Annotated in this window: 30 protein-coding genes; 15 read left to right on the top strand and 15 right to left on the bottom strand. The window is 64.0% G+C overall.

The window, feature by feature from the left end:
* Window positions 1-94: 94 nt before the first annotated feature.
* From ACSR1C_RS13425 to ACSR1C_RS13415, 3 genes are all read right to left on the bottom strand, one after another.
* Window positions 95-619 carry a DUF4238 domain-containing protein gene (locus ACSR1C_RS13425; protein WP_460259744.1) on the bottom strand — a complete coding sequence of 175 codons (525 nt, stop codon included), beginning with the start codon at window positions 617-619 and terminating at the stop codon, window positions 95-97.
* The gene (gene parE, locus ACSR1C_RS13420) at window positions 616-2,574 is read right to left on the bottom strand and encodes a DNA topoisomerase IV subunit B (RefSeq protein ID WP_460259745.1); all 1,959 of its coding nucleotides are present in this window, start codon (window positions 2,572-2,574) and stop codon (window positions 616-618) included. The genes ACSR1C_RS13425 and parE overlap by 4 nt, the downstream gene beginning before the upstream one ends.
* 87 nt (window positions 2,575-2,661) lie before the next feature.
* Window positions 2,662-2,919, bottom strand: coding sequence for a hypothetical protein (locus tag ACSR1C_RS13415; RefSeq protein WP_460259746.1), 258 nt, complete (start codon window positions 2,917-2,919; stop codon window positions 2,662-2,664).
* 214 nt (window positions 2,920-3,133) lie between these two features.
* Here ACSR1C_RS13415 and ppk2 point away from each other — a divergent pair, with 214 nt between their 5' ends.
* The 5 genes from ppk2 (at window position 3,134) to ACSR1C_RS13390 (ending at window position 7,762) form a co-directional block, all read left to right on the top strand.
* A complete protein-coding gene (ppk2, locus tag ACSR1C_RS13410; RefSeq protein ID WP_460259747.1) occupies window positions 3,134-4,090 on the top strand; it encodes a polyphosphate kinase 2 in 957 nt (318 codons plus the stop codon).
* An 84-nt stretch (window positions 4,091-4,174) separates the two neighbouring features.
* A complete protein-coding gene (locus tag ACSR1C_RS13405; RefSeq protein WP_460259748.1) occupies window positions 4,175-4,771 on the top strand; it encodes an SAM-dependent methyltransferase in 597 nt (198 codons plus the stop codon).
* A 52-nt stretch (window positions 4,772-4,823) separates the two neighbouring features.
* Window positions 4,824-5,483 carry a DUF1007 family protein gene (locus tag ACSR1C_RS13400; protein ID WP_460259749.1) on the top strand — a complete coding sequence of 220 codons (660 nt, stop codon included), beginning with the start codon at window positions 4,824-4,826 and terminating at the stop codon, window positions 5,481-5,483.
* Complete coding sequence (locus ACSR1C_RS13395; RefSeq protein ID WP_460259750.1) at window positions 5,465-6,364, top strand: nickel/cobalt transporter; 900 nt, start codon at window positions 5,465-5,467, stop codon at window positions 6,362-6,364. The genes ACSR1C_RS13400 and ACSR1C_RS13395 overlap by 19 nt, the downstream gene beginning before the upstream one ends.
* A gap of 42 nt (window positions 6,365-6,406) precedes the next feature.
* Window positions 6,407-7,762 (top strand): MATE family efflux transporter, encoded by a 1,356-nt coding sequence (locus tag ACSR1C_RS13390; protein ID WP_460259751.1) that lies wholly within the window; start codon window positions 6,407-6,409, stop codon window positions 7,760-7,762.
* Here the strand turns inward: ACSR1C_RS13390 and ACSR1C_RS13385 are convergent.
* Window positions 7,759-8,178, bottom strand: a complete 420-nt coding sequence (locus ACSR1C_RS13385; RefSeq protein ID WP_460259752.1) for a hypothetical protein — start codon at window positions 8,176-8,178, stop codon at window positions 7,759-7,761. The two genes, ACSR1C_RS13390 and ACSR1C_RS13385, sit on opposite strands and share 4 nt — an antisense overlap.
* Before the next feature lie 9 nt (window positions 8,179-8,187).
* Entirely contained in the window at window positions 8,188-9,390 is a 1,203-nt protein-coding gene (locus ACSR1C_RS13380) for a pyridoxal phosphate-dependent aminotransferase (protein WP_460259753.1), read from the bottom strand.
* Between the two features lie 87 nt (window positions 9,391-9,477).
* Here ACSR1C_RS13380 and ACSR1C_RS13375 point away from each other — a divergent pair, with 87 nt between their 5' ends.
* The gene (locus ACSR1C_RS13375) at window positions 9,478-9,882 is read left to right on the top strand and encodes a helix-turn-helix domain-containing protein (RefSeq protein WP_460259754.1); all 405 of its coding nucleotides are present in this window, start codon (window positions 9,478-9,480) and stop codon (window positions 9,880-9,882) included.
* Window positions 9,882-10,142, top strand: a complete 261-nt coding sequence (locus tag ACSR1C_RS13370) for an FAD assembly factor SdhE (protein ID WP_460259885.1) — start codon at window positions 9,882-9,884, stop codon at window positions 10,140-10,142. Before ACSR1C_RS13375 ends, ACSR1C_RS13370 begins: the two co-directional genes overlap by 1 nt.
* Window positions 10,143-10,148: 6 nt before the next feature.
* Here the strand turns inward: ACSR1C_RS13370 and ACSR1C_RS13365 are convergent, their stop codons facing one another.
* The gene (locus ACSR1C_RS13365; RefSeq protein ID WP_460259755.1) at window positions 10,149-10,742 is read right to left on the bottom strand and encodes a LysE family translocator; all 594 of its coding nucleotides are present in this window, start codon (window positions 10,740-10,742) and stop codon (window positions 10,149-10,151) included.
* 72 nt (window positions 10,743-10,814) lie between these two features.
* Here ACSR1C_RS13365 and ACSR1C_RS13360 point away from each other — a divergent pair, with 72 nt between their 5' ends.
* Window positions 10,815-11,267 (top strand): Lrp/AsnC family transcriptional regulator, encoded by a 453-nt coding sequence (locus ACSR1C_RS13360; RefSeq protein ID WP_460259756.1) that lies wholly within the window; start codon window positions 10,815-10,817, stop codon window positions 11,265-11,267.
* An 87-nt stretch (window positions 11,268-11,354) separates the two neighbouring features.
* Window positions 11,355-11,852, top strand: coding sequence for a MarR family winged helix-turn-helix transcriptional regulator (locus ACSR1C_RS13355; RefSeq protein ID WP_460259757.1), 498 nt, complete (start codon window positions 11,355-11,357; stop codon window positions 11,850-11,852).
* On the opposite strand, the gene ACSR1C_RS13350 is transcribed toward ACSR1C_RS13355, so the two are convergent.
* The 3 genes from ACSR1C_RS13350 to ACSR1C_RS13340 are packed head-to-tail and all read right to left on the bottom strand — an operon-like array spanning window position 11,846 to window position 13,671.
* Window positions 11,846-12,550: a DUF1194 domain-containing protein gene (locus tag ACSR1C_RS13350; protein ID WP_460259758.1), complete on the bottom strand. Its 705-nt coding sequence runs from the start codon at window positions 12,548-12,550 to the stop codon at window positions 11,846-11,848. The genes ACSR1C_RS13355 and ACSR1C_RS13350 overlap by 7 nt on opposite strands.
* Before the next feature lie 3 nt (window positions 12,551-12,553).
* Window positions 12,554-13,240, bottom strand: coding sequence for a DUF1194 domain-containing protein (locus tag ACSR1C_RS13345; RefSeq protein WP_460259886.1), 687 nt, complete (start codon window positions 13,238-13,240; stop codon window positions 12,554-12,556).
* A gap of 2 nt (window positions 13,241-13,242) precedes the next feature.
* The gene (locus ACSR1C_RS13340; RefSeq protein ID WP_460259759.1) at window positions 13,243-13,671 is read right to left on the bottom strand and encodes a VOC family protein; all 429 of its coding nucleotides are present in this window, start codon (window positions 13,669-13,671) and stop codon (window positions 13,243-13,245) included.
* 162 nt (window positions 13,672-13,833) lie between these two features.
* Between ACSR1C_RS13340 and thyX the strand changes: the two genes are divergently transcribed.
* From thyX to ACSR1C_RS13315, 5 genes are all read left to right on the top strand, one after another.
* Window positions 13,834-14,739, top strand: coding sequence for an FAD-dependent thymidylate synthase (gene thyX, locus ACSR1C_RS13335; RefSeq protein WP_460259760.1), 906 nt, complete (start codon window positions 13,834-13,836; stop codon window positions 14,737-14,739).
* Between the two features lie 41 nt (window positions 14,740-14,780).
* Window positions 14,781-15,197 (top strand): DUF1810 domain-containing protein, encoded by a 417-nt coding sequence (locus ACSR1C_RS13330; protein ID WP_460259761.1) that lies wholly within the window; start codon window positions 14,781-14,783, stop codon window positions 15,195-15,197.
* Window positions 15,198-15,352: 155 nt separating this feature from the next.
* On the top strand, window positions 15,353-15,658 hold the full coding sequence (locus ACSR1C_RS13325) for a hypothetical protein (RefSeq protein ID WP_460259762.1): 306 nt from the start codon (window positions 15,353-15,355) through the stop codon (window positions 15,656-15,658).
* Window positions 15,659-15,748: 90 nt separating this feature from the next.
* Window positions 15,749-16,048, top strand: a complete 300-nt coding sequence (locus tag ACSR1C_RS13320; RefSeq protein ID WP_460259763.1) for a hypothetical protein — start codon at window positions 15,749-15,751, stop codon at window positions 16,046-16,048.
* A 236-nt stretch (window positions 16,049-16,284) separates the two neighbouring features.
* The gene (locus tag ACSR1C_RS13315; protein ID WP_460259764.1) at window positions 16,285-16,659 is read left to right on the top strand and encodes a hypothetical protein; all 375 of its coding nucleotides are present in this window, start codon (window positions 16,285-16,287) and stop codon (window positions 16,657-16,659) included.
* Window positions 16,660-16,784: 125 nt separating this feature from the next.
* On the opposite strand, the gene ACSR1C_RS13310 is transcribed toward ACSR1C_RS13315, so the two are convergent.
* Window positions 16,785-16,991 carry a cold-shock protein gene (locus ACSR1C_RS13310; RefSeq protein ID WP_460259765.1) on the bottom strand — a complete coding sequence of 69 codons (207 nt, stop codon included), beginning with the start codon at window positions 16,989-16,991 and terminating at the stop codon, window positions 16,785-16,787.
* 218 nt (window positions 16,992-17,209) lie between these two features.
* Here ACSR1C_RS13310 and ACSR1C_RS13305 point away from each other — a divergent pair, with 218 nt between their 5' ends.
* The gene (locus ACSR1C_RS13305; RefSeq protein WP_460259766.1) at window positions 17,210-17,536 is read left to right on the top strand and encodes an ArsC/Spx/MgsR family protein; all 327 of its coding nucleotides are present in this window, start codon (window positions 17,210-17,212) and stop codon (window positions 17,534-17,536) included.
* 72 nt (window positions 17,537-17,608) lie between these two features.
* On the opposite strand, the gene ACSR1C_RS13300 is transcribed toward ACSR1C_RS13305, so the two are convergent.
* From ACSR1C_RS13300 to thrS, 5 genes are all read right to left on the bottom strand, one after another.
* On the bottom strand, window positions 17,609-18,172 hold the full coding sequence (locus ACSR1C_RS13300; RefSeq protein WP_460259767.1) for a DoxX family membrane protein: 564 nt from the start codon (window positions 18,170-18,172) through the stop codon (window positions 17,609-17,611).
* Window positions 18,169-18,927 carry an HvfC/BufC N-terminal domain-containing protein gene (locus tag ACSR1C_RS13295; RefSeq protein WP_460259768.1) on the bottom strand — a complete coding sequence of 253 codons (759 nt, stop codon included), beginning with the start codon at window positions 18,925-18,927 and terminating at the stop codon, window positions 18,169-18,171. Before ACSR1C_RS13295 ends, ACSR1C_RS13300 begins: the two co-directional genes overlap by 4 nt.
* A complete protein-coding gene (bufB, locus tag ACSR1C_RS13290; RefSeq protein WP_460259769.1) occupies window positions 18,924-19,784 on the bottom strand; it encodes an MNIO family bufferin maturase in 861 nt (286 codons plus the stop codon). The genes ACSR1C_RS13295 and bufB overlap by 4 nt, the downstream gene beginning before the upstream one ends.
* Window positions 19,785-19,847: 63 nt before the next feature.
* Window positions 19,848-20,135: a BufA1 family periplasmic bufferin-type metallophore gene (locus tag ACSR1C_RS13285; RefSeq protein ID WP_460259770.1), complete on the bottom strand. Its 288-nt coding sequence runs from the start codon at window positions 20,133-20,135 to the stop codon at window positions 19,848-19,850.
* A 209-nt stretch (window positions 20,136-20,344) separates the two neighbouring features.
* Entirely contained in the window at window positions 20,345-22,291 is a 1,947-nt protein-coding gene (gene thrS / locus ACSR1C_RS13280) for a threonine--tRNA ligase (RefSeq protein ID WP_460259771.1), read from the bottom strand.
* Window positions 22,292-22,360: the final 69 nt, after the last annotated feature.

Here is a 22,360-nt window from a genome sequence, read left to right as displayed (position 1 = left end):
AAACAAATCACCAGGCGCGCGGCCTTCCATCAATCGGTCCAAGATGTCTTTATCGATGCTCATACGTGGGTCTCCTCTTCGAGCAGTTACCACGTCAGGGCACAAAATTCAGGATAGTCCCTATCGACATGTGAGGATCAATAGTCACGATTACCTTTTTCAGGATATCTTCAAGTCCCCCAGGTTTTGATGGCAACATGCCGAGTTTGTCCATGAGCTTTGCGGTTAATTTGATTTGTTCGGAAAGTACAAGCTCTACCATCTCTCGGGTCGCGGGAGTGCGGCTCATTTGAAGCATTAAAAATTGGAAGAAATAGTCCAGTTCTTCACTTACATCTCCACTGTCGCGCAGAGTTTTCACAAACCCTGGCCATTTAGCTTCATATTCGGCGAAATGGTCGTCAAGGATATTGTTATCCCAGCCTCCATCAAGTTTTGGCTGGGAATAGTAATATTTTCGAAATCCTACGTTCTCGGGAGTCTGGCATATTAGTTTTTCAGGCTCATCCTTCAAGTAAACGTGCAGCTTTCCATCTGTGCTCGTAAAACCTTTTAGATAGGCAATGGGAACAAAATGGTGCTTTCGCTTTTCATTTCCTTTCGTTCGTTGACGCTTCAAACATCCAACTCCTCCACGAACTGCGCGTTTGCCTGAATATACTCGAACCGCTTCTCGGGTTTCTTGCCCATCAGCCGTTCGACCAGATCGGCGGTCTCGCCCGGTTCGTCCTCGTCGATGCTGACCCGGATCAGCTTGCGCGTCTCGGGGTTCATCGTCGTGTCCTTCAGGTCCTTGGCGTCCATCTCGCCCAGACCCTTGAAGCGCGAGACGTCGATCTTGCCCTTGCCGCCCAGCCCCTTGGCCAGCCATTCGTCGCGCTCCGCCTCGTCCAGGCAATAGACGCGCTTGGCGCCCTGGGTCAGCCGGAACAGCGGCGGGCAGGCCAGGTACAGGTGCCCCTGATCAATCATCGGGCGCATCTGGGTGAAGAAGAAGGTCATCAACAGGCTGGCGATATGCGCGCCGTCCACATCGGCGTCGGTCATGATGATGACCTTGTCATAGCGCAGGTCATCGACGTTGAATTTGGTGCCCATGCCGACGCCCAGTGCCTGACACAGGTCGCTGATTTCGGCATTGGTGCCCAGCTTGGAACTGGCCGCGCCCAGCACGTTCAGGATCTTGCCCCGCAACGGCAGCAGCGCCTGGTTCTTGCGCTCGCGCGCCATCTTGGCCGAGCCGCCGGCGCTGTCGCCCTCGACGATGAACAGTTCGGTGCCTTCGCGGTTGGCACTAGAGCAATCGACCAGCTTGCCGGGCAGGCGCAGCTTTTTCGTGGCGGTCTTGCGCGCGGTTTCCTTTTCGGCCCGGCGGCGCAGGCGTTCCTCGGCCTTCAGCACCAGATAATCGAGGATCGCGCCGGCGGCCTTGGTATCGGCGGCCAGCCAGTTGTCGAAATGGTCGCGCACCGCGCCTTCAACCAGGCGGGCGGCCTCGGTCGTGGCCAGGCGATCCTTGGTCTGGCCGACGAATTCGGGCTCGCGGATGAAACACGATACCAGCGCGCAGCCGCCGGTGACCAGATCGTCGCGGGTGATCGACGCGGCCTTGCGGTTGTTCACCAGCTCGCCGTAAGCGCGGATGCCCTTCAGCACGGCGGCCCAGAACCCGGCCTCATGTGTGCCGCCCTCGGGGGTGGGGACGGTGTTGCAGTAGGACTGGATGAAGCCGTCGCGCGACGGCGTCCAGTTGATCGCCCATTCCACCGATCCGGGCTGATTGAACTTTTCCTGAAAGCTGACCTTGCCGGCAAAGGGCCGGTCGGAATAGGTGGCCGCCTTGCCCAGCGTTTCGGTCAGATAGTCGGCCAGCCCGCCGGGAAAGTGGAACGTGGCCTCGGTGGGGGTTTCGCCGTCGTCGATCGCCGATTTCCAGCGGATTTCCACGCCCGAGAACAGATAGGCCTTGGAGCGGACCATTTTCAGCAGCCGGGCGGGTTTGAATTTCAGCGTTCCGAAGATCTGCGCGTCGGGGTGGAACGTCACCGATGTGCCGCGCCGGTTGGGGGCCGCGCCGACCGCCTGCACCGGCCCTTGCGGGATGCCGCGCGAAAATTCCTGCGCGAACAGTTCGCGGTTGCGCGCCACCTCGACCCGGACATGATCGGACAGCGCGTTGACGACCGAAATGCCGACGCCGTGCAAGCCGCCCGAGGTCTCATAGGCCTTGCCGCCGAACTTGCCGCCCGCGTGCAGCGTACACAGGATCACCTCAAGCGCGGATTTGCCGGGGAATTTCGGGTGTGGATCAATCGGGATGCCGCGGCCGTTGTCGCGGATCGTGACTGAATGATCGGCGTGCAGCTCGACCTCGATCCGGTTGGCATGGCCGGCCACGGCCTCGTCCATCGAGTTGTCCAGCACCTCGGCCACCAGATGGTGCAGCGCGCGTTCGTCAGTGCCGCCGATATACATGCCGGGCCGCTTGCGCACGGGCTCCAGCCCCTCCAGCACCTCGATGGAGGAGGCGTCATACTGATCGGGAGAGGCCCCGGAGAGGAGGTCGTCGGCCATGTGTGCTGCTCGTGTTTTGATGCTTTGCTTGGGCACGTATTAGAGCAGGTTTGGCGCAGCGGGGGAAGTGGCGCAGATGCGCAATGTCTAGCCGTCCCGCGTCACCCTGGGGATCCCGATGATCGTGGTGTATTCGTCCGGCGCGTTCGTGGCCCAGAACAGCCCGCCCTGCGCGCGGATATGGCGGGCGGCCAGATCATAGGGCTGGTCGGGCGGGGCCGAAAGCGACTCGGTGAAACACCGTGCGCGCAGAATGGTCCGGCTGTCATGCGGGGGCTCCTTGCACGCGATGAACCAGACACCATCCTGGTTTCTGCCCGCTGTGCAGAACCGTGTATCAACCATCCCGCCATCCCGCAGTTCTGATGTTATGAAAACAAACCTTCGGGGTGAGGGACCCAAAAGTTACGTTACGTCAGTTCACAGTATTTTCCCGCATAGGCGGTGGTCAATGCCTGATTTTCGCCAATTCCGATACCTGAGCCGGGCATTTGACATCCATCAAAGCGGGAAGTTCATAAATCGGTTACATGACGCCTGCCAGTTCAAGGAGTCCCAGATGCCCGACACCCCGACCGCGCCGAACGGCGCCGCCGTGCCTGCCACCCCTGTGCAAAAAGCCCCCGGCCGTCCGAAAGCCGCGAAACCGACGCCGGCCACGATCGCCCATGCGTTCGAGTCGGGCGAATACCCCTATACCGAGAAACTGTCGCGCCGCGCCTATGAGGCCCAGAAGGCCAAGCTGCAGGCCGAATTGCTGAAGCTGCAGATCTGGGTGCAGGAGACCGAGCAGAAATTCGTTATCCTGTTCGAGGGGCGCGACGCGGCCGGCAAGGGCGGCACGATCAAGCGGTTCATGGAACATCTGAACCCGCGCCAGGCCCGCGTGGTGGCGTTGAACAAGCCGACATGGGAAGAAAAGGGCCAGTGGTTCTTTCAGCGCTATATCAGTGAACTGCCCACCGTGGGCGAAATGGTGTTCTACGACCGCTCGTGGTACAACCGCGCCGGGGTCGAGCGGGTGATGGGCTTTTGCTCGCCCAACGAATATCTGGAATTCATGCGCCAGACGCCCGATCTGGAAAAGATGCTCGTGCGCTCGGGGGTGCAGCTGTACAAATACTGGTTCTCGGTCACGCAGGAAGAACAGCGCGCGCGGTTCAAGGCGCGCGAGACCGACCCGCTGAAACGCTGGAAACTGTCGCCGATCGACAAGGCCAGCCTGGACAAGTGGGACGATTACACCGAAGCCAAGGAGGCGATGTTCTTTTACACCGACACCGCCGATGCGCCCTGGACCATCGTCAAGTCGAACGACAAGAAACGTGCCCGGCTGGAATGCATGCGCCATTTCCTCAGCTCGATCGACTATCCGGACAAGGACGCGCGGATCGCCCATGCGCCGGACCCGCTGATCGTGGGCCGGGCCGAGCATGTGATCCACAAGGCCGACCATATCCTGGGCAATTCGCTGCATCCCGATCAGCGCAGGCTGCGGGGCCACAACGGCCCGTGACCGGCGGCGCGCGGGGCCGGTTGCCCCGGCGTGGCGCGGGTCTATCTTTCCCCATGTCATGGTCGCGCGCGAGGGGGTGCTGCAATGTGGAATGAACGGTTTGCGGGGCAGGGCTATGTCTTTGGCACCGAACCGGCGGCGTTTTTGCGCCGGGCCGGGCCGTGGCTGGTGCCGGGTCAGACCGCGCTTTCGGTCGCGGATGGCGAGGGGCGCAATTCGGTCTGGCTGGCGCAGCAGGGGTTGCGCGTGACGGCGATGGACGGCGCGCCCAACGCGGTGGCCAAGGCGCGCGCGCTGGCCGCCGCCCGGGATGTGTCGGTCGATTTCCAGGTGGGCGACATCGCCGAATGGGACTGGGGCGCCGTGCAATATGACGTGGTGGTGGCGGTGTTCATCCAGTTCGCGGGCCCTGCGCTGCGCGACCGCATCTTCGCCGGGCTGGACCGGGCGCTGAAGCCAGGCGGCCTGCTGCTGCTGCATGGCTATGCCCCGCGCCAGGTCGGTTATGGCACCGGCGGGCCACCCATGGTCGAGAACATGTATACCACGGATCTGCTGGCGGCGCGGTTCGCGGGTTACGACATTCACCGGCTGGCCGATTACGATGCCGAACTGGCCGAGGGCACGGCGCATTCCGGCACTTCGGCGCTGATCGATCTGATTGCGACGAAAGCGCCCTAGCCGCGCGAAGGGGCGGGCGGTATCCTGGGCATGGTTTTCGGGGATCCCTGCCATGCGCCGCCTGTTGTTTGCCGTTTTGTGCTGTCTTGCCCTGCCGGGGGGCGCGGGCGCGCATCCGCATGTCTTCATCGATGCGGGGCTGACGCTGATCTTCGACCGCGACGGCAGGCTGGCCGCGGTGCGGGTGGCCTGGGTCTATGACGAGCTGTTTTCGCTGCTGATCCTGCAGGATATGGAACTGGACGGCGATTATGACGGCGTCCTGACCGACGAAGAACTGGCCAGGCTGCGTGGGTTCGACATGGACTGGACCGAAGGTTATGCCGGCGATCTGTTCGTGCTGGCGGACGGGCGCGAACAGCGTCTGAGCGGGCCGCTGGACCCGGATGTGGCGTTCCGGGACGGGCGGATCATCACGACCCATCTGCGGGCCCTGGAACCGCGGCTGGAGGTTGGCACGGGTCCGGTGATCTTTCAGGTGTACGACCCCGGGTTCTATACCGCCTACGAGATCAGCCTGCCGCCCCGGGTCGAGGGGCGCGCGGGCTGTGCCGCGCAGGTCTTTGCCCCCGATCTGGACGCGGCCTATCAGGCGCTTGAGGATGCGCTGGCCGAACTGGGGCCCACCGACGACGCCGAAGAGATGGGCTATCCGGCGGTGGGTGCGAATTTCGCTGAAGAGGTCCGGCTGACATGCGCCCCGTCCTTCTGATCGCGCCCGCGCTGGCGGTGGCGGCGCTGGCCGCGTTCTGGGGGCTTGGCGGCTTCGACGATCTGACGCGCTGGGCGGGCCAGGGGCAGCGCGAGTTTCAAAACGCCATGGCCCGCAGTCTGCGCGCGCTGCGCGGCGGCCAGCCCGGCGCCTGGGCCGCGCTGATGGGGATCGCCTTTGCCTATGGGTTTTTCCACGCGGCGGGGCCGGGGCACGGCAAGGTGCTGATCGGCGGCTATGGGGTCGGGCGGCAGGTGGGGATGGTGCGGCTGGCGGCAATCGCGCTGGCCGCGTCGCTGGCGCAGGCCACCAGCGCGGTGGCGCTGGTCTATGCCGGGGTGCTGTTGTTCGACTGGACCCGCGAACAGATGGTCGGGGTGACCGAACAGGTGATGGCGCCGCTGAGCTATGGCGCGATCGGGTTGATCGGGCTGTGGCTGTTGTGGCGCGGCGGGCGGCGTCTGTGGCGGCAGGGGCGCGGGGCCGCGCATCACGACGGCCACGATCACGGGGCCGATTGCGGCTGTGGCCATGCCCACGGCCCCACGCCCGCGCAGGTGGCGCAGTTGCACGGGCTGCGCGACGCGGCGCTGCTGATCGGCGGGATCGCGCTGCGGCCCTGCACCGGGGCGCTGTTCCTGCTGATCCTGACCTGGCGGATGGGGATCGGCGGTGCGGGCGTTGCCGGGGCCTATGCGATGGGGCTGGGCACCGCGTCGGTCACGGTGCTGGTGGCGGTGCTGGCGGTGGGGTTGCGCGGCGGCACCCTGGCCGCCCTGACCGAGACCCGCGCCCTGCGCTATATGGTGCCGGCGCTGGAACTGGCGGCCGGCGGGCTGGTCGCGCTGGTGGCCTGGGAGCTTCTGCGCACGGCGCTGTGATCGGGCTGGACGCGGCGGCATGGCTGGCCTAAGGCGGAAGGCATGACACCCACCCCGCAGACATATGCCCAACATGCCCGCGCCACGCTGGCGCTTGGCCTGCCGCTGATCGGCAGCCATCTGGCGCAGTTCGCCATTTCGCTGACCGACGCGATCATGCTGGGCTGGTACGATGTCGAGGCGCTGGCGGGCGAGGTTCTGGGCAGTACGCTGTTTTTCGTCCTGTTCATCATGGGGTCGGGCTTTGCCTTTGCGGTGATGCCGATGGTCGCCACCGCCGCCGCGTCGGGCGAGGACCGGCAGGTGCGGCGCGTCACCCGGATGGGGATATGGATTTCCACCGCTTTTGCCCTGCTGACGCTGCCGGTCTTTCTGTTCGCCGGGCCGATCCTGCGGGCGGCGGGGCAGGCACCGGGCGTGTCGGATCTGGCGGCGCAATATCTGGCGATCAGCGGCTGGGCGATCCTGCCCGCGCTGCTGGTGATGGTGCTGAAAAGCTATCTGGCGGCGCTTGAACGCACCCGCGTCGTGCTGTGGGTCACGCTGGGCGCCGTGGCGGTGAACGCGGTGGTGAATTACGCGCTGATCTTCGGCAACTGGGGCGCGCCCGAACTGGGCATCCGGGGGGCGGCCATTGCCTCGGTCGCGGTGCATATGGCGATGGGTCTGGGGCTGATCGGTTATGCGATCCGCGCGACGCCGGAACATGCGCTGTTCCAGCGGTTCTGGCGCCCGGACTGGGAGGCGTTCGGCGCGGTGTTCCGGCTGGGCTGGCCGATCGGGCTGACCAGTCTGGCCGAGGTCGGGCTGTTCGCGGCCTCGTCGGTGATGATGGGCTGGCTGGGTGTGTTGCAACTGGCCGCGCACGGGATCGCGCTTCAGATCGCGTCGGTGGTGTTCATGGTCCATCTGGGCCTGTCGGGCGCGGGTACGATCCGTGCCGGGGGGGCCTATGGCAGAAAGGATGCCGAAGGGCTGCGGCGCGGGGCGGTGGTGGTGATCGCGCTGTCGCTGGCGGTGGCCGTGGCGACGGTGGCGGTGCTTCTGGCCTTCCCCGAGCCGCTGTTGGGGCTGTTTCTGGACCCGGCCGCGCCGGACCGGTCGGCGGTCATCGCCATTGGTACCGGGCTGCTGGCGGCGGCGGCGCTGTTTCAGATGGCCGACGCGGCGCAGGTGACGGTGCTGGGCGTGCTGCGCGGGGTGCAGGATACGCGGGTGCCGATGGTGATCGCGGCGGTCAGCTATTGGCTGGTGGGGATGCCGGTGGGCTATGCGCTGGGTTTTTACCTGAACTGGGGCGGGGTCGGCATCTGGCTGGGCCTGGCCAGCGGCCTGGCGCTGGCGGCGGTGCTGATGATGGCGCGGTTCTGGGGCTTTGCGGTCAAGCGCGTGGGCTAACCCTGCGCGTCCTTGTCGGATTTCATGATCCGGTCGGCCTTCTTGCGCACCAGCACCGTGCGCAGGTCGTGCATCGCCAGCAGCAGCACATCGGTGATTTCTTCAAGCTGTGCGTCGGTTGCCTTGGACTGCGCCCATTGCGCGGTCAGGTTCAGGTGATCCACGGCGCGCAGGATGTCGTCCACGTCGCGTTCGGCCAGCAGGGCGCGGCGATCCTTGAGCCAGGTCAGGATGGTTTCCATGTCGGCGGGCGTCAGCTTGCGCCCGCCATGCGGCTTGATCTCGCCGTTCTTGACGTTCACCACCGCGATCTGGTCCATGTCGATGCGGCGCTGGCGGTTCTCGGTATCGAGCCGGAACACCAGCGCCCCGTTTTCGCGGACGCGGAAGAAATATTCGGGCAGATCGCCGGCCATGCGGACCCCTCAGGTCAGAGAGGCGCAGAAGTCCTGAATGCGCGTGCAGGCCTCTTTCAGCGCCTCGTCCGAGGTGGCATAGCTGACCCGGAAATTCGGCGACAGGCCGAAGGCCGCGCCGAACACGACGGCCACGCCCTTCTCCTCCAGCAGGGCGGTGGCGAAGACCGCGTCATCGGTGATCTTCACGCCTGCGGGCGAGGTCTTGCCGATACAGCCCGCAATCGACGGATAGACATAGAACGCGCCTTCGGGAACCGGGCAGGTGATGCCGTCGGCCGCGTTCAGCATGGCCACCACCATGTCGCGGCGGCGCACGAAGGTCTTGTTGTTCGCGGCGATGAAATCCTGCGGCCCGTTCAGCGCCTCGACCGCGGCCCACTGGCTGATCGAGCAGGGGTTGGAGGTGCTTTGCGACTGGATCTTGCGCATCGCGCCGATCAGTTCGACCGGACCCGCGGCATAGCCGATCCGCCAGCCGGTCATCGCATAGGCCTTGGACACGCCGTTGCAGGTCAGCGTGCGGTCGTAAAGGCCCGGCTCGACCTCGGCGGGGGTGCAGAACTTGAAATCGTCGAACACCAGATGCTCGTACATGTCGTCGGTCATGATCCAGACATGCGGATGGCGCATCAGCACATCGGTCAGGCCCTTCAATTCATCCCAGGTATAGCCCGCGCCGGTCGGGTTCGACGGCGAGTTGAAGATGAACCACTTGGTCTTGGGCGTGATCGCGGCCTCAAGCTGCTCGGGGGTGATCTTGAAATTGGTTTCCAGGCTGGCCTCGACCGCCACCGGCTCGCCGCCGGCCAGCAGCACCATGTCGGGATAGCTGACCCAATAGGGCGCAGGGATCAGCACCTCGTCGCCGGGGTTCAGCGTGGCCACCAGCGCGTTATAAAGGATCTGCTTGCCGCCGGTCCCGACAGAAACCTGCGCCGGGGTATAGTCCAGCCCGTTGTCGCGTTTGAACTTGGCGCAGATCGCCTCTTTCAGTTCGGGGATGCCGTCCACGGCGGTGTATTTCGTCTTGCCCGCGTCGATGGCGGCCTTGGCGGCCTCTTTGATATTGTCCGGCGTGTCGAAATCCGGTTCGCCCGCGCCCAGCCCGATCACGTCTTTCCCGGCGGCCTTCAACTCGCGCGCCTTGTTGGTCACCGCGATGGTGGGCGAGGGTTTCACACGGGCGAGGGTTTCGGAAAGAAAGGACATCGGACGCCTCCTGTTTGAAAACGGCATGTATCTCTCATAGGGTGCGTGCGAAAGCCGTTCAAGCAGGTTCGGCGGAAAGGCAGGGCAATGACACCTGAAACACCCGATGACGCGGACTGGTATTCCGAGCAGACCGCCACGTTCGGCGACAGGATGGTCGGTGCGCGCGAGGCGCTGGGCTGGAGCCAGGCCGAATTGGCCAAGCGGCTGGGCGTCAAGCTCAAGACCGTGCGCGCCTGGGAGGAAGACCTGAATGAGCCGCGCGCCAACAAGCTGCAGATGTTGGCGGGGGTTCTGAACGTCTCGATCATGTGGCTGCTGACGGGCGAGGGCGACGGGCTGGACGCCCCCGGCGGCGCGCTGCCGCTGGCCGCCGATGTCAGCGCGATGCTGGCGGAAATCCGTCAGGTGAAGACCGAAATGGGCCAGATGGCCGATCGCCTGGGGGTGCTGGAAAAGCGTCTGCGGGCCACGCTGAAGGAAGGCGCATGATGACCGAAACGACCGAGACCCGCCTGAAGCGCATGAAGATGCGCGCCTGGCATCGTGGCACCAAGGAGATGGACATCATCCTGGGCAACTATGCCGACGCGATGCTGGCGGGGATGAGCCCGACCGAACTGGACGCGCTTGACGCGCTGATGGAGGAAAACGATCAGGACCTGTATCAGTGGGTCACCGGCCAGAGTCCCACGCCGGATGCGTTTTCCGGGCTGGTCGACCGTATCGCCGCCCATGCCGGGGCGCGCTGAGCTGCGTCAAGGAAACAGCACCGGATACAGCGACGCGACCAGCAGCAGGGCCATGGTGACGTTGAACAGCCGCAACCGCAGCGGCCCGGTCAGAAACCGGCGCATCTGCTGGCCCAGAATGGTCCATGTGCTGACCGAGGGCAGGTTGATCAGCCCGAAGGTCAGCGCCACCAGCGTGACCGCGCGCAGATCCTGCGCCGGCGCATAAACGCTGATCGCGGTCAAGGCCATGGCCCAGGCTTTCGGGTTGACCCACTGAAACAGCGCGGCCTGCAGGAAGGTGAAGGGGCGGCCGGTGGTGCGGGCCGCCTCGGGCGCGCCCGCATTCGCGATCTTCCAGGCCAGATACAAAAGATAGGCCACGCTGAAAATCCTGAGCAGCGTGTAGCTGACCGGCACCGCATCGAAAATCTGCGCCAGCCCGATGCCGACCAGAACCACCATGACGGTGAACCCGATCGCGATGCCCAGCATATGCGGAATCGAACGGCGGAAGCCGAAATTCGCCCCCGAGGCCATCAGCATCAGGTTGTTCGGCCCCGGCGTGATCGACGAGACGAAGGCGAAGGCCGCAAGGGCGGTGATCAGGTCATATGTCATTGTGCAATTATCTGCGAAGGATTGCGAAATTTAATTGCAATATGGTGGATCTTGAAACTATTTTCACAATTAATGACGGATATTGACCGGATTAATCAAAGCATATTGCGTGAACTCACGCGTGACGGCCGCATCAGCAATGTCGAGCTGGCCGACCGCGTCGGCCTGTCCGCCTCTGCCTGTCTGCGCCGGGTGCAGGAGCTGGAACGCAGCGGCGTGATCCGGGGCTATCGCGCGGTTCTGGACCCATCCGCGCTGGGCGGCGGCTTCACCGCTTATATCACGGTCGGCCTGTCCGAGCATTCCAAGGCGTCGCAAGAGGCGTTCGAGCGCGCCATCGCGCGGGCGCCCGAGGTGCGCGAATGCCATAACGTGACCGGCGCCATCGAATATATCCTGCGCGTCGAGGTGCCCGATCTGGCGGCCTACAAGGTGTTTCACACCGATGTTCTGGGCACGCTGCCGCAGGTCAACGCGATCACCTCCTATGTGGTGATGGGCTCGCCCAAGGATACCCGCGCCTGACCTTCGGCGCATTTTTTCCCGCATTAACCGAATATTGGAGACTCACCGCCTATCCCTGTCCCCATCGAATGACGGACGGAGTACAGCATGAGCATCCAGGCCCCCCTGACGGCGCCCCTGCGGCAAGGTTTCATCACCGGCTATATGGAGGCGCTGGCCTTGGTGGAACGGCTGCACCGTCTGCTGCTGGATGTCATCAAGGACGAATTCGAGCGCGTCGGAATGCTGGAGATCAACCCGGTGCAGGCGCTGCTGCTGTTCAACGTCGGCGATAACGAGGTGACGGCGGGCGAGTTGAAAAGCCGCGGCTATTATCAGGGCTCGAATGTGTCCTACAACCTCAAGAAACTGGTCGAGCTGGGCTATATGCATCACCAGCGATGCGAAATCGACCGCCGCTCGGTCCGGGTGCGGCTGACCGCCCGGGGGCGCGAGGTGCGCGATGTGGTGGCCGATCTGTTCACCCGCCATGCCGAAGGGCTGGAAACCAAGGGCGTGATCGGGCACGCGGGGCTGGAGGATATCACCACCTCGCTGCGCCGGATGGAGCGGTACTGGTCGGACCAGATCCGCTATATCTATTGAGGGGCCAGCCGGGCGACATTCAGCCCCGACAACTCGCGCAGCAGCTTGCGGGTCATGGCGGCCTGATAATCCTCGAACCCCAGCGCCACCTCGACAAAGGCGCCGGGGCCGCGGATCACCTCGGCCCGGAAATAGGCGGTCAGGGCGGCGGCTTCGTCCTGACCGGCGCTGCCGACGACCAGCGCGTTGATGGTGATGTCGGCAAAGCGTGGATCGTCGCCCACATCGCGGGGGCGGGGGCCTTCGTTCGATTCGCCGTCTCCCGAGATGTCCAGCGTCCGGGTCCAGCAGCCGGGCATCCCGGCCAGCAGCGCGCCGCCCTGCATCATTGCCGCCCCAAGCGCGGTTTCCGGGCTTTGCAACCGGCGTTCGACCTGGCGCAACGCGCGGGCCGCATCGGCCAGGGCGCGGGTGCTGTCGATTCGTGTCCAGGGCAGAATCTGGCGCTGATCGCGCGCGCCGCTCCATTCATAGACCGACAGCGCGGCGGGGGCCTGTGGCATCTGCAGCAGGGCCGCGCTGACCTCGGGCGACAGCAGCGCGGCGGCCAGCCCGTCCAGTTGCAGTTGGTATTCGCGTGCATCGACCGAGCCCGATACATCCAGCCCGATCGCCAGCGCCTGACGGCAGGCGGGATCGGCCAGCGCCGGGTCCGGCGCCAGCAAGGCCAGCATCAGGGCAAAGCGGGTGCCGCGCATGGGTCAGCCGCCACCGGGCGCGGCGCGCCCGACGATACGCGAACCGACCTCACGTTCCAGCTTGCGCCGCATGGCCCGTTCGAAATCCTGAAAATCCACGGCGGTCTCGACAAAGGCGCCGGGGCCGCGGATCACATGGTTGCGATAGAATGCGATCAGCTCCGCATCGTTTTGCGCCGCGCCACCCACCGCCAGCCCGTTCACAGTGACCCCGCCCAGCGGAAAGTTCCGATAGGCCAGCGCCGGGCCGAACCCGTCATTGTTCACGCCGTCGCCCGAGATGTCGATTGTGCGGAACAGACAGTCGGGCGCCGCGCGAAACAGCGTCGCAGCATGGCCCAGAGCATAGCCCATCGCGGTGGGGAAATCGGTGTCGCTGCGCCGGCTGTCGCGAATGGCGCGCGCGGCGCCAAGGACGGCGTCCGGTCCCGACAACAGCGTCCAGCCCAGCACCGTTTGCTGCTGCTGGCGTCCGCTCCACTGATAAACCGCCAGCGCCACGGGTGCCTCGGGCGTGGCCAGCAATGCGGCCTGCACCTCGGGCGACAGCAGGGCGGCGGCCAGCCCGTCGCGCTGCAGCCGGTCCTCGGCATCGTCCACCGACGACGAAATATCAAGCGCCAGAAGCAGCGCCAGCCGGCAACCGGCCTGCGCCGGCCCCGCGACCAGCGCCGCCAGAAGCGCCAGCACCCTTACCAATGGCCCGTGTTTTCCATGCTGACCCAGGGCTCGGCCGGGGCCAGCGCATCGCCGGCCTGCAACAGTTCGACCGAGATATTGTCGGGGCTGCGCACGAACGCCATGTGCCCGTCGCGTGGCGGGCGGTTGATCGTCACGCCATTGTCCATCAGGTGCTGGCACATGGCGTAGATATCCGCGACCTCATAGGCCAGATGGCCGAAATGCCGGCTGTCCGAGGGCAGCCCGTCATCGCCGTCCCAGTTCCAGGTCAGTTCGACCGGGCATTCCTCCTGCCCCGGGGGTGCCATGAAGATCAGCGAAAACCGCCCGGCCTCGCTGTCAATCCGGCGGGTCTGTTCGAGGCCCAGAAGGCTGTAGAAGGCCATGGATTTCTCCAGGTCCTTTACCCGGACCATGGTGTGAAGATATTTGATCTGCATGGTGAGTCTCCTGTCGGTTCGGGGCATAACCTAGCACATCCGGACCACGGGGCGAGGGGCGCAGGCATTTCCATGCGTCCCACCCGATATCGCGGTTCCGTGAGGGGCGCCCCATAGATATAGTGGGTCGCGACTCATACCGGACCAAGAAGGATCAAACCCATGCCGCTGAGCCCCGAGCAACAGGCCGAGATCGACGCGCTGCGCGCCGCCCCCAAACCCACCCTGCGGGCGGTGTCCGAAGGGATGGAGGCGCATCTTTACAAGGCGATCCCGGTGCTGGACCACGGGTTCGTGCGGGTGATTGACTATATGGGGGACGACGCGGCGATCTGTCAGGCGGCGCGCGTGTCCTATGGCAAGGGCACCAAATCGGTCACCAATGACGAAGGCCTGATCCGCTATCTGATGCGCCACTGGCATTCGACCCCGTTCGAGATGTGCGAGATCAAGCTGCATGTCAAACTGCCGGTCTTTGTGGCGCGTCAGTGGATCCGGCATCGCACCGCCAACGTCAACGAATACTCGGCCCGTTATTCGATCCTCGACCGTGAATTCTATATCCCCGAGGCGGGCGCGCTGGCCGCGCAGTCCACCGTCAACAACCAGGGTCGCGGCGCGGTGCTGGAAGGGGCCGAAGCCGCGCGGGTGCTGGAGATCCTGAAATCCGACTGCAACCGCGCCTATGACCATTACGAGGCGATGATTTCGCAGGACGATCAACAGGGTCTTGCGCGTGAACTGGCCCGGATGAACCTGCCCGCCAACATTTATACCCAATGGTACTGGAAGGTGGATTTGCATAACCTGTTTCACTTCTTGCGGCTGCGCGCCGACGCGCATGCGCAATATGAAATCCGGGTCTATGCCGATGCGATCTGCAATGTGGTGGCCGATTGGGTGCCGGCGGCGTTTGCCGCGTTCGAGGATTACCGGATGGGCGGCGTCACCCTGTCGGCCAAGGCGATCGACTGCCTGCGCCGGATGCTGAAGGGCGAAGAGGTGACGCAGGAAAATTCCGGCATGAGCAAGGGCGAATGGCGGGAGTTTGAGGGGGTTTTGGAGTAAGGTTAAGTGGACACCTGAGCAAAGCGTAGGCCGCACGCCCCATGCCCGACCTCTCTCGTTTCCACATCGCCCAATCGGGTACCTACGCCACGGCCCTGACGGAACTGAAACAGGGTCGCAAGCTGAGCCACTGGATGTGGTTCATCTTTCCCCAGCTTACCGCGCTGGGCCGTTCGGCCACCGCCAAACGCTTTGGCATCGATGATCTGGATGCGGCCCGCGCCTATCTGGCCGATCCGGTTCTGGGCCCCCGTCTGATCGGCGCGGCCCAGGCGATGCTGTCCCATCCGGACCGGCAGGCCGAGGCGATGCTGGGGCATATTGACGCGCTCAAGCTGCGGTCCTGCGCCACGCTGTTTCGCGCGGCCGGCGGCGGGCCGGAATTTCAGGCGATTCTTGACACGTTTTACAGTGGAAACCCCTGTCCGCTGACCCTGACCGCACTGGGCAACGCCTAAGGCGCAGAGCCCTTCGACTTTCCCCGAAACACTCTGTTTCCAACGAACTCGCTTTGACTCCCGCCTGCAGTGCGTTAACGATTGCGGCAACAATAAGGCAATTTATGTCCAGAATAAGGCATTTCGAGCGGTGCAACATTTTGATTGGGGATCACATGTTTACCACTCGACACACCGCCATTGCGGCGGCGCTTTTTACGCTCTCTGCCACAGCTAGCCTGGCCTGGACGGATACCGCCCCGGCCAATCCGAATTCCATCCCGCCGCGGCCCGTCGCCGGCGCGCATTACTGCCCACCCTCGACCACGCCGATGACTTCGGGTCATGATGTCTATTGCGGCGGCACCGTCACCGGCCGCTTTGTTCAGGTAAGCAGCCTTGCCGATGTGCCCCCGGGGGCCAGCCGGGTGTTCGTGATCGGGCGCCATGTGGGCGCGGGCTATCAGGAATTCGACTGGTAAGCCGCCACAGACACGAAAGGGTTATCCACAGGGCTTCATAAATCTGTTACACTCCGTTCCGAGCCAATAACAACAGGGACCGAGTGTAACGTGACCTTCCCGCGCCTTGCCGTCGCCTTGGCGGTGTTCGCCCTTCCGGCCGATGCGGCCTCTCCCATCGCCGAAATCATCTGTGCCCCGCGTGACGAGATGGCACAGCGATTGTCGGGGCAGTATGGCCATGTCCGAAACGGCATTGGCATGCGCGGCCCCGAAAGCATGGTCGAGGTCTGGACCTCGGAGCGCTCGGGCGACTGGACGCTGCTTATGACCTATGCCGACGGCAAAAGCTGTATCGTCGCCATGGGTGAAAACTGGGCGGATCTGCGCCCTGTCCACGATCCGGCGTGACCCTTCAGCCGGGTAAGCGCGGCGAGGGCGCCCTGATGCGGGCAACAGGGCGGCCGGTGATGCATCTGGTGAAACGCAGCAGTGTTTGACGGTGATCAAGGAATGTCTTCCGGGTTCGGCCTATCCTTCATTTCATCTGCCGGGCGTGTTCAGGTCATTCTTGACCGGGGTCATGTCGGGATCGGGTAACGAAGGATAAGTCACTGGGCTGCGGTCCAGAACATCGGGAGATGAAAATGAAGACGCATATGAAAGCTGCCATCGGCCTTGGGCTTATTGCACTGTTGGGGGCCTGTGCCGACAGCACGGCGCCGGGGCCGATCTATGCTGAACCCGTTTTCGACAAATACGGCAATCCGTCCTGCCGGCCGCCGGATATGCCGATCGGGGGCGTTTATACCGCTGATCTGGCGCTATGCGAGGTGATTGGCGGGCAAATGGTGACGGCTGCGGGCCTGCCCGTTGACAGCGATGGTGTCGCATCCAGCCCTGTTGGAACGGCCACGCCGACCGAGCCTGTGGTTCCGGACGAGCCCGTGGTCCCGGATGAGCCGGGCAATAACCAGAACCGCAACAACAATCAAAACCAGAACAACAACCAGAACGGTTGATCGGTTGGGCCCCGCGCGGTGATCGTCCGCGCGGGGCGGCCATGTCTGGCATTGAAACGTAAAACGGCCAACCGATCCCTGCGGCTGGCCGTTCAATATTCAAAAAGCGGCCCTGCCGGTGCGGTTCAGATCGCCCGCAGATCGCCGGCGGACTGGCGTCCGTCGCGGCCTTCGATCATCTCATAGGCAATCTTCTGGTTGTCGGCGAGGCCGGTCATGCCGGCGCGCTCGACCGCAGAGATATGCACGAATACGTCCTTGCCGCCATCATCGGGTGCAATGAAGCCAAAGCCTTTGGTCGTGTTGAACCATTTTACGGTGCCGGTGGGCATTGCCGTCTCTCCTTCGTTTAAAGGCCCGTCCGCGGTATTGCTCGGGCAGGTCACAGCCAGGGTCTTCCAAGTCTTCCGGCTGCCCCTGAAGGAGGAGCGGTCGTCATAGAAACTCTGTCGTCACACCAAAATGATGGGGGGCGAATCGGGTCAAAATCAAGGGTGAAGTCTCGTCACTGCCGACACAGGCGCTATACTGCGCGCAAAATGGAGGCATCATGCACCTTTATGGGCTGAAAAACTGCGATACGTGTCGCAAGGCGCTGAAAGCATTGGCATCTGCCGGTCACACGGTCCGCTTTACCGATGTGCGCGCCGACGGATTGACGCAGGCAGATCTGCAGCGGTTTCTTGCCGAGTTCGGCGCGGATCTGGTGAATCGGCGCTCGACCACCTGGCGCAGGCTGTCCGAAGACGAACGCGCCGCCGATCCCTTGGCGCTGTTGGCGGCGCATCCGGCGCTGATGAAACGCCCGGTGATCGAGGCCGACGGCGCGCTTTGGCTGGGGTGGGACAAGGATGTTCAGGCCGCCCTTCTTGGATAGGGGGGCATCGCCCCCCATCGGATTTCGGCAGGCAAGGAGCGGTTTCATGCGCGATACCGCCCCGCTGGCACGTCAACCCGACGCGGTCTGAGTGCGCAGCACCCGGTCCAATGACAGCGGCCCCGCGCCTTTCAGCACCAGCAGGATCAGGGTCGCGACCCAGAACAGTCGCTGGTCCAGGATCACGCCGTCGGGTGCGCCGTCGAACCAGGCGCCCAGCGTGCCGGGTTGTGCGATGGCGCCGTGGCCGAAAAGATCGGTCAGCGTCTGCAGCACGATGAACCCGATCATCCCCAGCGCGGCCAATCGGGTCGCCAGGCCCAGAACGATCAGCAGCGGCAGCAGGAATTCGGCCCAGGTTCCGGCCACGACCACCAGCCGGTGCAGAAGGCCAAGCTGGCTGACATCATAGCCCACGGCCGCCATCGTTTTCGGAAAGATCTGGGCATAGGCGCCCAGCGACGGGGTGACGATGCCGCCGATGCCGTTGCCCAGTTTGGTCAGGGCCGAGTTCCAGAAATAAAACAGCAGTGTCGCAGCAAAAGTGAAACGTGCCAGCGTTGGAAGCAGCCAGTCAGACAGCCGGGCGTCAACAGATTCAAAAAATGAATCATGTATGTTAATCAAATGGTTCATGCCAATACCTCATGTTTTATATCAATAAGTCCGCCGTTCTGAATGAGCAGGCCCAATACGTCCGTCAGGTTGAAAACCGTAAACTCTGTCTCGGCCAGAACGATCGCCGCACCCAGCGGTTTTCCGGCCTGCAACGCCCGAATGAAGGCCCCGCCGCCCGGGGGCAGACAGGTGACCGTGGGGTCGAAGCCGGGGCGGGCGATCAGTGCATCCTCGGCCCGCATCTGCGGCTTCGGTGCCTCGGCGCCCTGATGTGCCAGCCAGATCCCCGCAACCGGATAGGGCGACCGGATCAGTCGCAGCGCCGGGGCCAGCACCAGCCGCGCCTGCATCAGCCGTTCGGGCGGCAGACCGGTCAGCGCCTCGGGCGCAAGCGGGGTGGCGTCGGCGGCGTGGTAACTTTCGCGCAAGGCCAGTTCCAGCCGGGCGATATCGGGCAGATAGGGCAGGTGGCGCGCCGGCGCAAAGCGGCCCAGGAACGCGGGCATCGCCGCGCCATAGAACATCATCAGCGGGGTTTCAGGCGGATGGGCGCGCAGAAAGACGCCCGCCATGGCGCGGAAGAAATCGTCGCCCACCAGGGCCCGCAGCACCGGAAAGGCGGCTTCCAGCGCGTCGCTCAGACCCACGGCCACATTGTTGCGGTAAACGGCAAAGCGCTTGCCCGCCGGGGCGCCGTCGGGGCCGATCAGCCCGCGCGGCACAGCGGCGGCGGGGTCCAGCAGCGCGGAGGCAAAATCGATCTGGCCGGTCATGCGAACACCCGATCCAGCACGGTGGCGGCGCGTGCGGCCTCGGCGGCCAGAACGGGCCAGTCGGGCACGTCGGTGTCCCATTCGATCAAGGTGGGGCGCGGTCCGGCCTTGCCGATGGTATAGGCGTAAAGCGCCCAGACCGGATCGACCACCGCCGCGCCGTGGCTGTCGATCAGCAGCGGCGCGCCGTGATCGTCGGCATCGGTATCATGACCGCCCAGATGGATTTCGCCCACCGCATCCAGCGGGAAGGCGTCGATATAGGCTTGCGGGTCGGTCTGTTGATTGGTGGCGGATATGAAGACGTTGTTGACATCCAGCAGCAGGCCGCAGCCGGTGCGTCGCGCGATTTCGGTCAGAAATGCGGTCTCGTCCATCTCGGTTTCCGCGAAGGCAAGATAGCTGGAGGGGTTTTCCAGCAGCATTCGGCGGCCCAGCACCGTCTGGACCTGATCGATATGGTCGCAGACGCGGGCCAGCGTGGCGGCGGTATAGGGCAGCGGCAGAAGATCGTTCAGGAAGTGGCTGTGATGGGTGGACCAGGCCAGATGCTCGGAAAAACTGGCCGGTTGCAGCCAGGTCAGCAGGTGGTTCAGCCGGGCCAGATGATCGGTATCCAGCGGTGCCTCGCCGCCGATCGACAGACCCACGCCATGCACCGAAATCGCGAACCGTTCGGCTAGGTTGCGCAGCTGCGCCAGCGGGCGGCCACCATTGCCCATGTAATTTTCGGCGTGGATTTCGAACCAGTCCACCGGGCCGGAATCGGCGGTGATGGCGGCGAAATGCTGCGGCTTGTAGCCCACACCGGGGCGGTCGGGCAGGTGGTCGAAGTGGCGGGCGGCGGTATCAAACATCCGAGGTTTCCTTTGGTGGGGAATACCCCCGGCGCGGGGCCGGGGGTAAAGGGGCGGGGGCCCTTATGCGGGCAGGTCACGCTCCAGCGCGGTCAGCGAGCCCATGCGGCCTTCGGGCAGCTCCATGGTTGCGCAGGTGCCGGCGGGGACCAGCTTCCAGGCGTTGCCCTGATAGTCGACGCTTGCGGTGCCCGCACAGGTGGTGCCGGGGCCGGCGGCGCAATCGTTATGACCGGCCAGGGCCACACCGAAGCATTTTTCCATTTCCTGAGCTTGGGCCGGGGCGGTGTAGGCGGTCAGTGCGGCGGCAACGGCACCGGCAACGGCCAGCGTTTTGACGTGATAAGACATGGTATCTTCCCTTGTTCGGTTTTTCCAATGCGTCGCGGGATGCGACAGGGACAGAGCTAGGGCGGATGGCCGATCAACTGCTACTCACATGGGTGTGTTGCACGCGGGCGTTATGGATTGAAACAATTGAAAAATCGGAATGTGAACCGGGCTGAAAAACGCAAAAAGCGCCGGAAAACCGGCGCTTTTCATGGGAACTGAACGGGCGTTCAGATCAGGTCGGGCGGGGTGGCTTCGCGTACCAGTTCGGCCACGATTTCGTCCAATGTTACAACCTTGGTCTGCTTCTCGCCCAGCCGCCGCAGGGTGACCGCGCGGGTTTCGACCTCTTTCATGCCCACGGCCAGGATCACCGGCACCTTGCCGACCGAATGTTCGCGCACCTTGTAGTTGATTTTTTCGTTGCGGGTGTCGGCTTCGGCGTGGACGCCGACGGCCTTCAGCGCGGCCACGACCTCGTGCACGAAGTCATCCGCATCCGACACGATAGAGGCCACGACCACCTGACGCGGCGCCAGCCAGAACGGCAGCTTGCCGGCGTGTTCCTCGATCAGGATGCCGATGAACCGCTCGAAGCTGCCCAGCGTGGCGCGGTGCAGCATCACCGGGCGGTGCTTGGCGCCATCGGCGCCGATGTAATGCGCGTCCAGCCGTTCGGGGAGCACGAAATCCACCTGATGGGTGCCGCATTGCCAGTCGCGCCCGATCGCGTCGGTCAGCACAAATTCCAGCTTGGGGCCATAGAAGGCGCCCTCGCCGGGGTTCAGTTCGGGCTCGATCCCGGCGGCACGGGTGGCGTGCAGCAGCGCGGCCTCGGCCCGGTCCCAGACTTCGTCCGACCCGGCGCGCATGTCGGGCCGGTCCGAGAATTTGACCTTGAACGTGTCAAAACCCAGATCGCGATAGATCCCGGACAGGAACGCGATGAATTCCTTGGTCTCGCTTTCGATCTGATCCTCGGTGCAGAAGATATGCGCATCGTCCTGGGTGAACCCGCGCACCCGCATGATGCCATGCAGCGCGCCCGAGGGTTCATAGCGGTTGCACGACCCGAATTCAGCCATGCGCAGCGGCAGGTCGCGATAGGATTTCAGCCCCTGTTTGAAAATCTCCACATGGCAGGGGCAGTTCATCGGTTTCAGCGCGTTGACCGATTTTTCGCGGGCGTGCTCTTCGTCCACTTCGACGATGAACATGTTTTCCTGATACTTTTCCCAGTGGCCCGAAGCTTCCCACAGCTTGCGGTCCACCACCTGCGGCGTGTTCACCTCGACATAGCCGCCCGCATTCTGGCGGCGGCGCATGTAATCTTGCAGCGTGGTGTAGATGCGCCAGCCGTTGGGGTGCCAGAAAATCTGGCCCGGCGCCACTTCTTGCATGTGGAACAGGTCCATCTCGCGGCCCAGCTTGCGGTGGTCGCGCTTGGCGGCCTCTTCCAGCATGTGCAGATGCGCCTTCAGGTCTTCCTTGTTCTTGAAGGCCACGCCATAGATGCGCTGCAGCATCGCCCGGTCGCTGTCGCCGCGCCAATAGGCCCCGGCCACGCTCATCAGTTTGAACGCGTCGGCGGGCACCTGGCCGGTATGCTGAAGATGCGGGCCGCGGCACAGATCCTGCCAATGGCCGTGCCAGTACATGCGCAGCGGTTCGGTGCCGGGAATGGCCTCGATCAGTTCGACCTTGTAGGGTTCGTTATTGGCCTCATAGAATTTCACCGCGCGGTCGCGGTCCCAGATCTCGGTGGTGACGGGATCGCGGCGGTTGATGATTTCCTTCATCTTCTTTTCGATCTCGCCCAGATCCTCGGGGGTGAAGGGCTCTTCGCGGTCGAAATCGTAATACCAGCCGTTTTCGATCACCGGGCCGATGGTGACCTTCACATCCGGCCACAGCTCCTGCACCGCGCGGGCCATGATATGGGCCAGGTCGTGGCGGATCAGTTCCAGCGCGGGGGCGTCGTCTTTCATCGTGTTGATGGCGATCGAGGCATCCTGGGCGATCGGCCACTGCAGATCCCAATGCGCGCCGTTGACGGTGGCGGAGATCGCCTTTTTCGCCAGAGAGGTGGAAATGTCGGCGGCGACTTGGGCGGGGGTTACACCGGCCGCGTAGTCGCGTGCATTGCCATCGGGAAAGGTGAGGGAAACTTGCGCCATGATCTGGCTCTCCTCGTCGGTTTGGCGCCCACGGAACGCCCGGTTGCGGGTTATATATCGGGGCCTATG

Source organism: Actibacterium sp. D185-2 (assembly GCF_054954595.1).
This window is presented reverse-complemented; position numbering and strand designations above follow the sequence as displayed.

Excerpts from the sequence above, each read along its gene's own strand:
- parE (WP_460259745.1), bottom strand. The coding sequence starts at position 2,574 with ATGGCCGACGACCTCCTCTCCGGGGCCTCTCCCGATCAGTATGACGCC.
- ACSR1C_RS13415 (WP_460259746.1), bottom strand. The coding sequence starts at position 2,919 with ATGGTTGATACACGGTTCTGCACAGCGGGCAGAAACCAGGATGGTGTC.
- ppk2 (WP_460259747.1), top strand. The coding sequence starts at position 3,134 with ATGCCCGACACCCCGACCGCGCCGAACGGCGCCGCCGTGCCTGCCACC.
- ACSR1C_RS13405 (WP_460259748.1), top strand. The coding sequence starts at position 4,175 with ATGTGGAATGAACGGTTTGCGGGGCAGGGCTATGTCTTTGGCACCGAA.
- ACSR1C_RS13400 (WP_460259749.1), top strand. The coding sequence starts at position 4,824 with ATGCGCCGCCTGTTGTTTGCCGTTTTGTGCTGTCTTGCCCTGCCGGGG.
- ACSR1C_RS13395 (WP_460259750.1), top strand. The coding sequence starts at position 5,465 with ATGCGCCCCGTCCTTCTGATCGCGCCCGCGCTGGCGGTGGCGGCGCTG.
- ACSR1C_RS13390 (WP_460259751.1), top strand. The coding sequence starts at position 6,407 with ATGACACCCACCCCGCAGACATATGCCCAACATGCCCGCGCCACGCTG.
- ACSR1C_RS13385 (WP_460259752.1), bottom strand. The coding sequence starts at position 8,178 with ATGGCCGGCGATCTGCCCGAATATTTCTTCCGCGTCCGCGAAAACGGG.
- ACSR1C_RS13380 (WP_460259753.1), bottom strand. The coding sequence starts at position 9,390 with ATGTCCTTTCTTTCCGAAACCCTCGCCCGTGTGAAACCCTCGCCCACC.
- ACSR1C_RS13375 (WP_460259754.1), top strand. The coding sequence starts at position 9,478 with ATGACACCTGAAACACCCGATGACGCGGACTGGTATTCCGAGCAGACC.
- ACSR1C_RS13370 (WP_460259885.1), top strand. The coding sequence starts at position 9,882 with ATGACCGAAACGACCGAGACCCGCCTGAAGCGCATGAAGATGCGCGCC.
- ACSR1C_RS13365 (WP_460259755.1), bottom strand. The coding sequence starts at position 10,742 with ATGACATATGACCTGATCACCGCCCTTGCGGCCTTCGCCTTCGTCTCG.
- ACSR1C_RS13360 (WP_460259756.1), top strand. The coding sequence starts at position 10,815 with ATGACGGATATTGACCGGATTAATCAAAGCATATTGCGTGAACTCACG.
- ACSR1C_RS13355 (WP_460259757.1), top strand. The coding sequence starts at position 11,355 with ATGAGCATCCAGGCCCCCCTGACGGCGCCCCTGCGGCAAGGTTTCATC.
- ACSR1C_RS13350 (WP_460259758.1), bottom strand. The coding sequence starts at position 12,550 with ATGCGCGGCACCCGCTTTGCCCTGATGCTGGCCTTGCTGGCGCCGGAC.
- ACSR1C_RS13340 (WP_460259759.1), bottom strand. The coding sequence starts at position 13,671 with ATGCAGATCAAATATCTTCACACCATGGTCCGGGTAAAGGACCTGGAG.
- thyX (WP_460259760.1), top strand. The coding sequence starts at position 13,834 with ATGCCGCTGAGCCCCGAGCAACAGGCCGAGATCGACGCGCTGCGCGCC.
- ACSR1C_RS13330 (WP_460259761.1), top strand. The coding sequence starts at position 14,781 with ATGCCCGACCTCTCTCGTTTCCACATCGCCCAATCGGGTACCTACGCC.
- ACSR1C_RS13325 (WP_460259762.1), top strand. The coding sequence starts at position 15,353 with ATGTTTACCACTCGACACACCGCCATTGCGGCGGCGCTTTTTACGCTC.
- ACSR1C_RS13315 (WP_460259764.1), top strand. The coding sequence starts at position 16,285 with ATGAAGACGCATATGAAAGCTGCCATCGGCCTTGGGCTTATTGCACTG.
- ACSR1C_RS13310 (WP_460259765.1), bottom strand. The coding sequence starts at position 16,991 with ATGCCCACCGGCACCGTAAAATGGTTCAACACGACCAAAGGCTTTGGC.
- ACSR1C_RS13305 (WP_460259766.1), top strand. The coding sequence starts at position 17,210 with ATGCACCTTTATGGGCTGAAAAACTGCGATACGTGTCGCAAGGCGCTG.
- ACSR1C_RS13300 (WP_460259767.1), bottom strand. The coding sequence starts at position 18,172 with ATGAACCATTTGATTAACATACATGATTCATTTTTTGAATCTGTTGAC.
- ACSR1C_RS13295 (WP_460259768.1), bottom strand. The coding sequence starts at position 18,927 with ATGACCGGCCAGATCGATTTTGCCTCCGCGCTGCTGGACCCCGCCGCC.
- bufB (WP_460259769.1), bottom strand. The coding sequence starts at position 19,784 with ATGTTTGATACCGCCGCCCGCCACTTCGACCACCTGCCCGACCGCCCC.
- ACSR1C_RS13285 (WP_460259770.1), bottom strand. The coding sequence starts at position 20,135 with ATGTCTTATCACGTCAAAACGCTGGCCGTTGCCGGTGCCGTTGCCGCC.
- thrS (WP_460259771.1), bottom strand. The coding sequence starts at position 22,291 with ATGGCGCAAGTTTCCCTCACCTTTCCCGATGGCAATGCACGCGACTAC.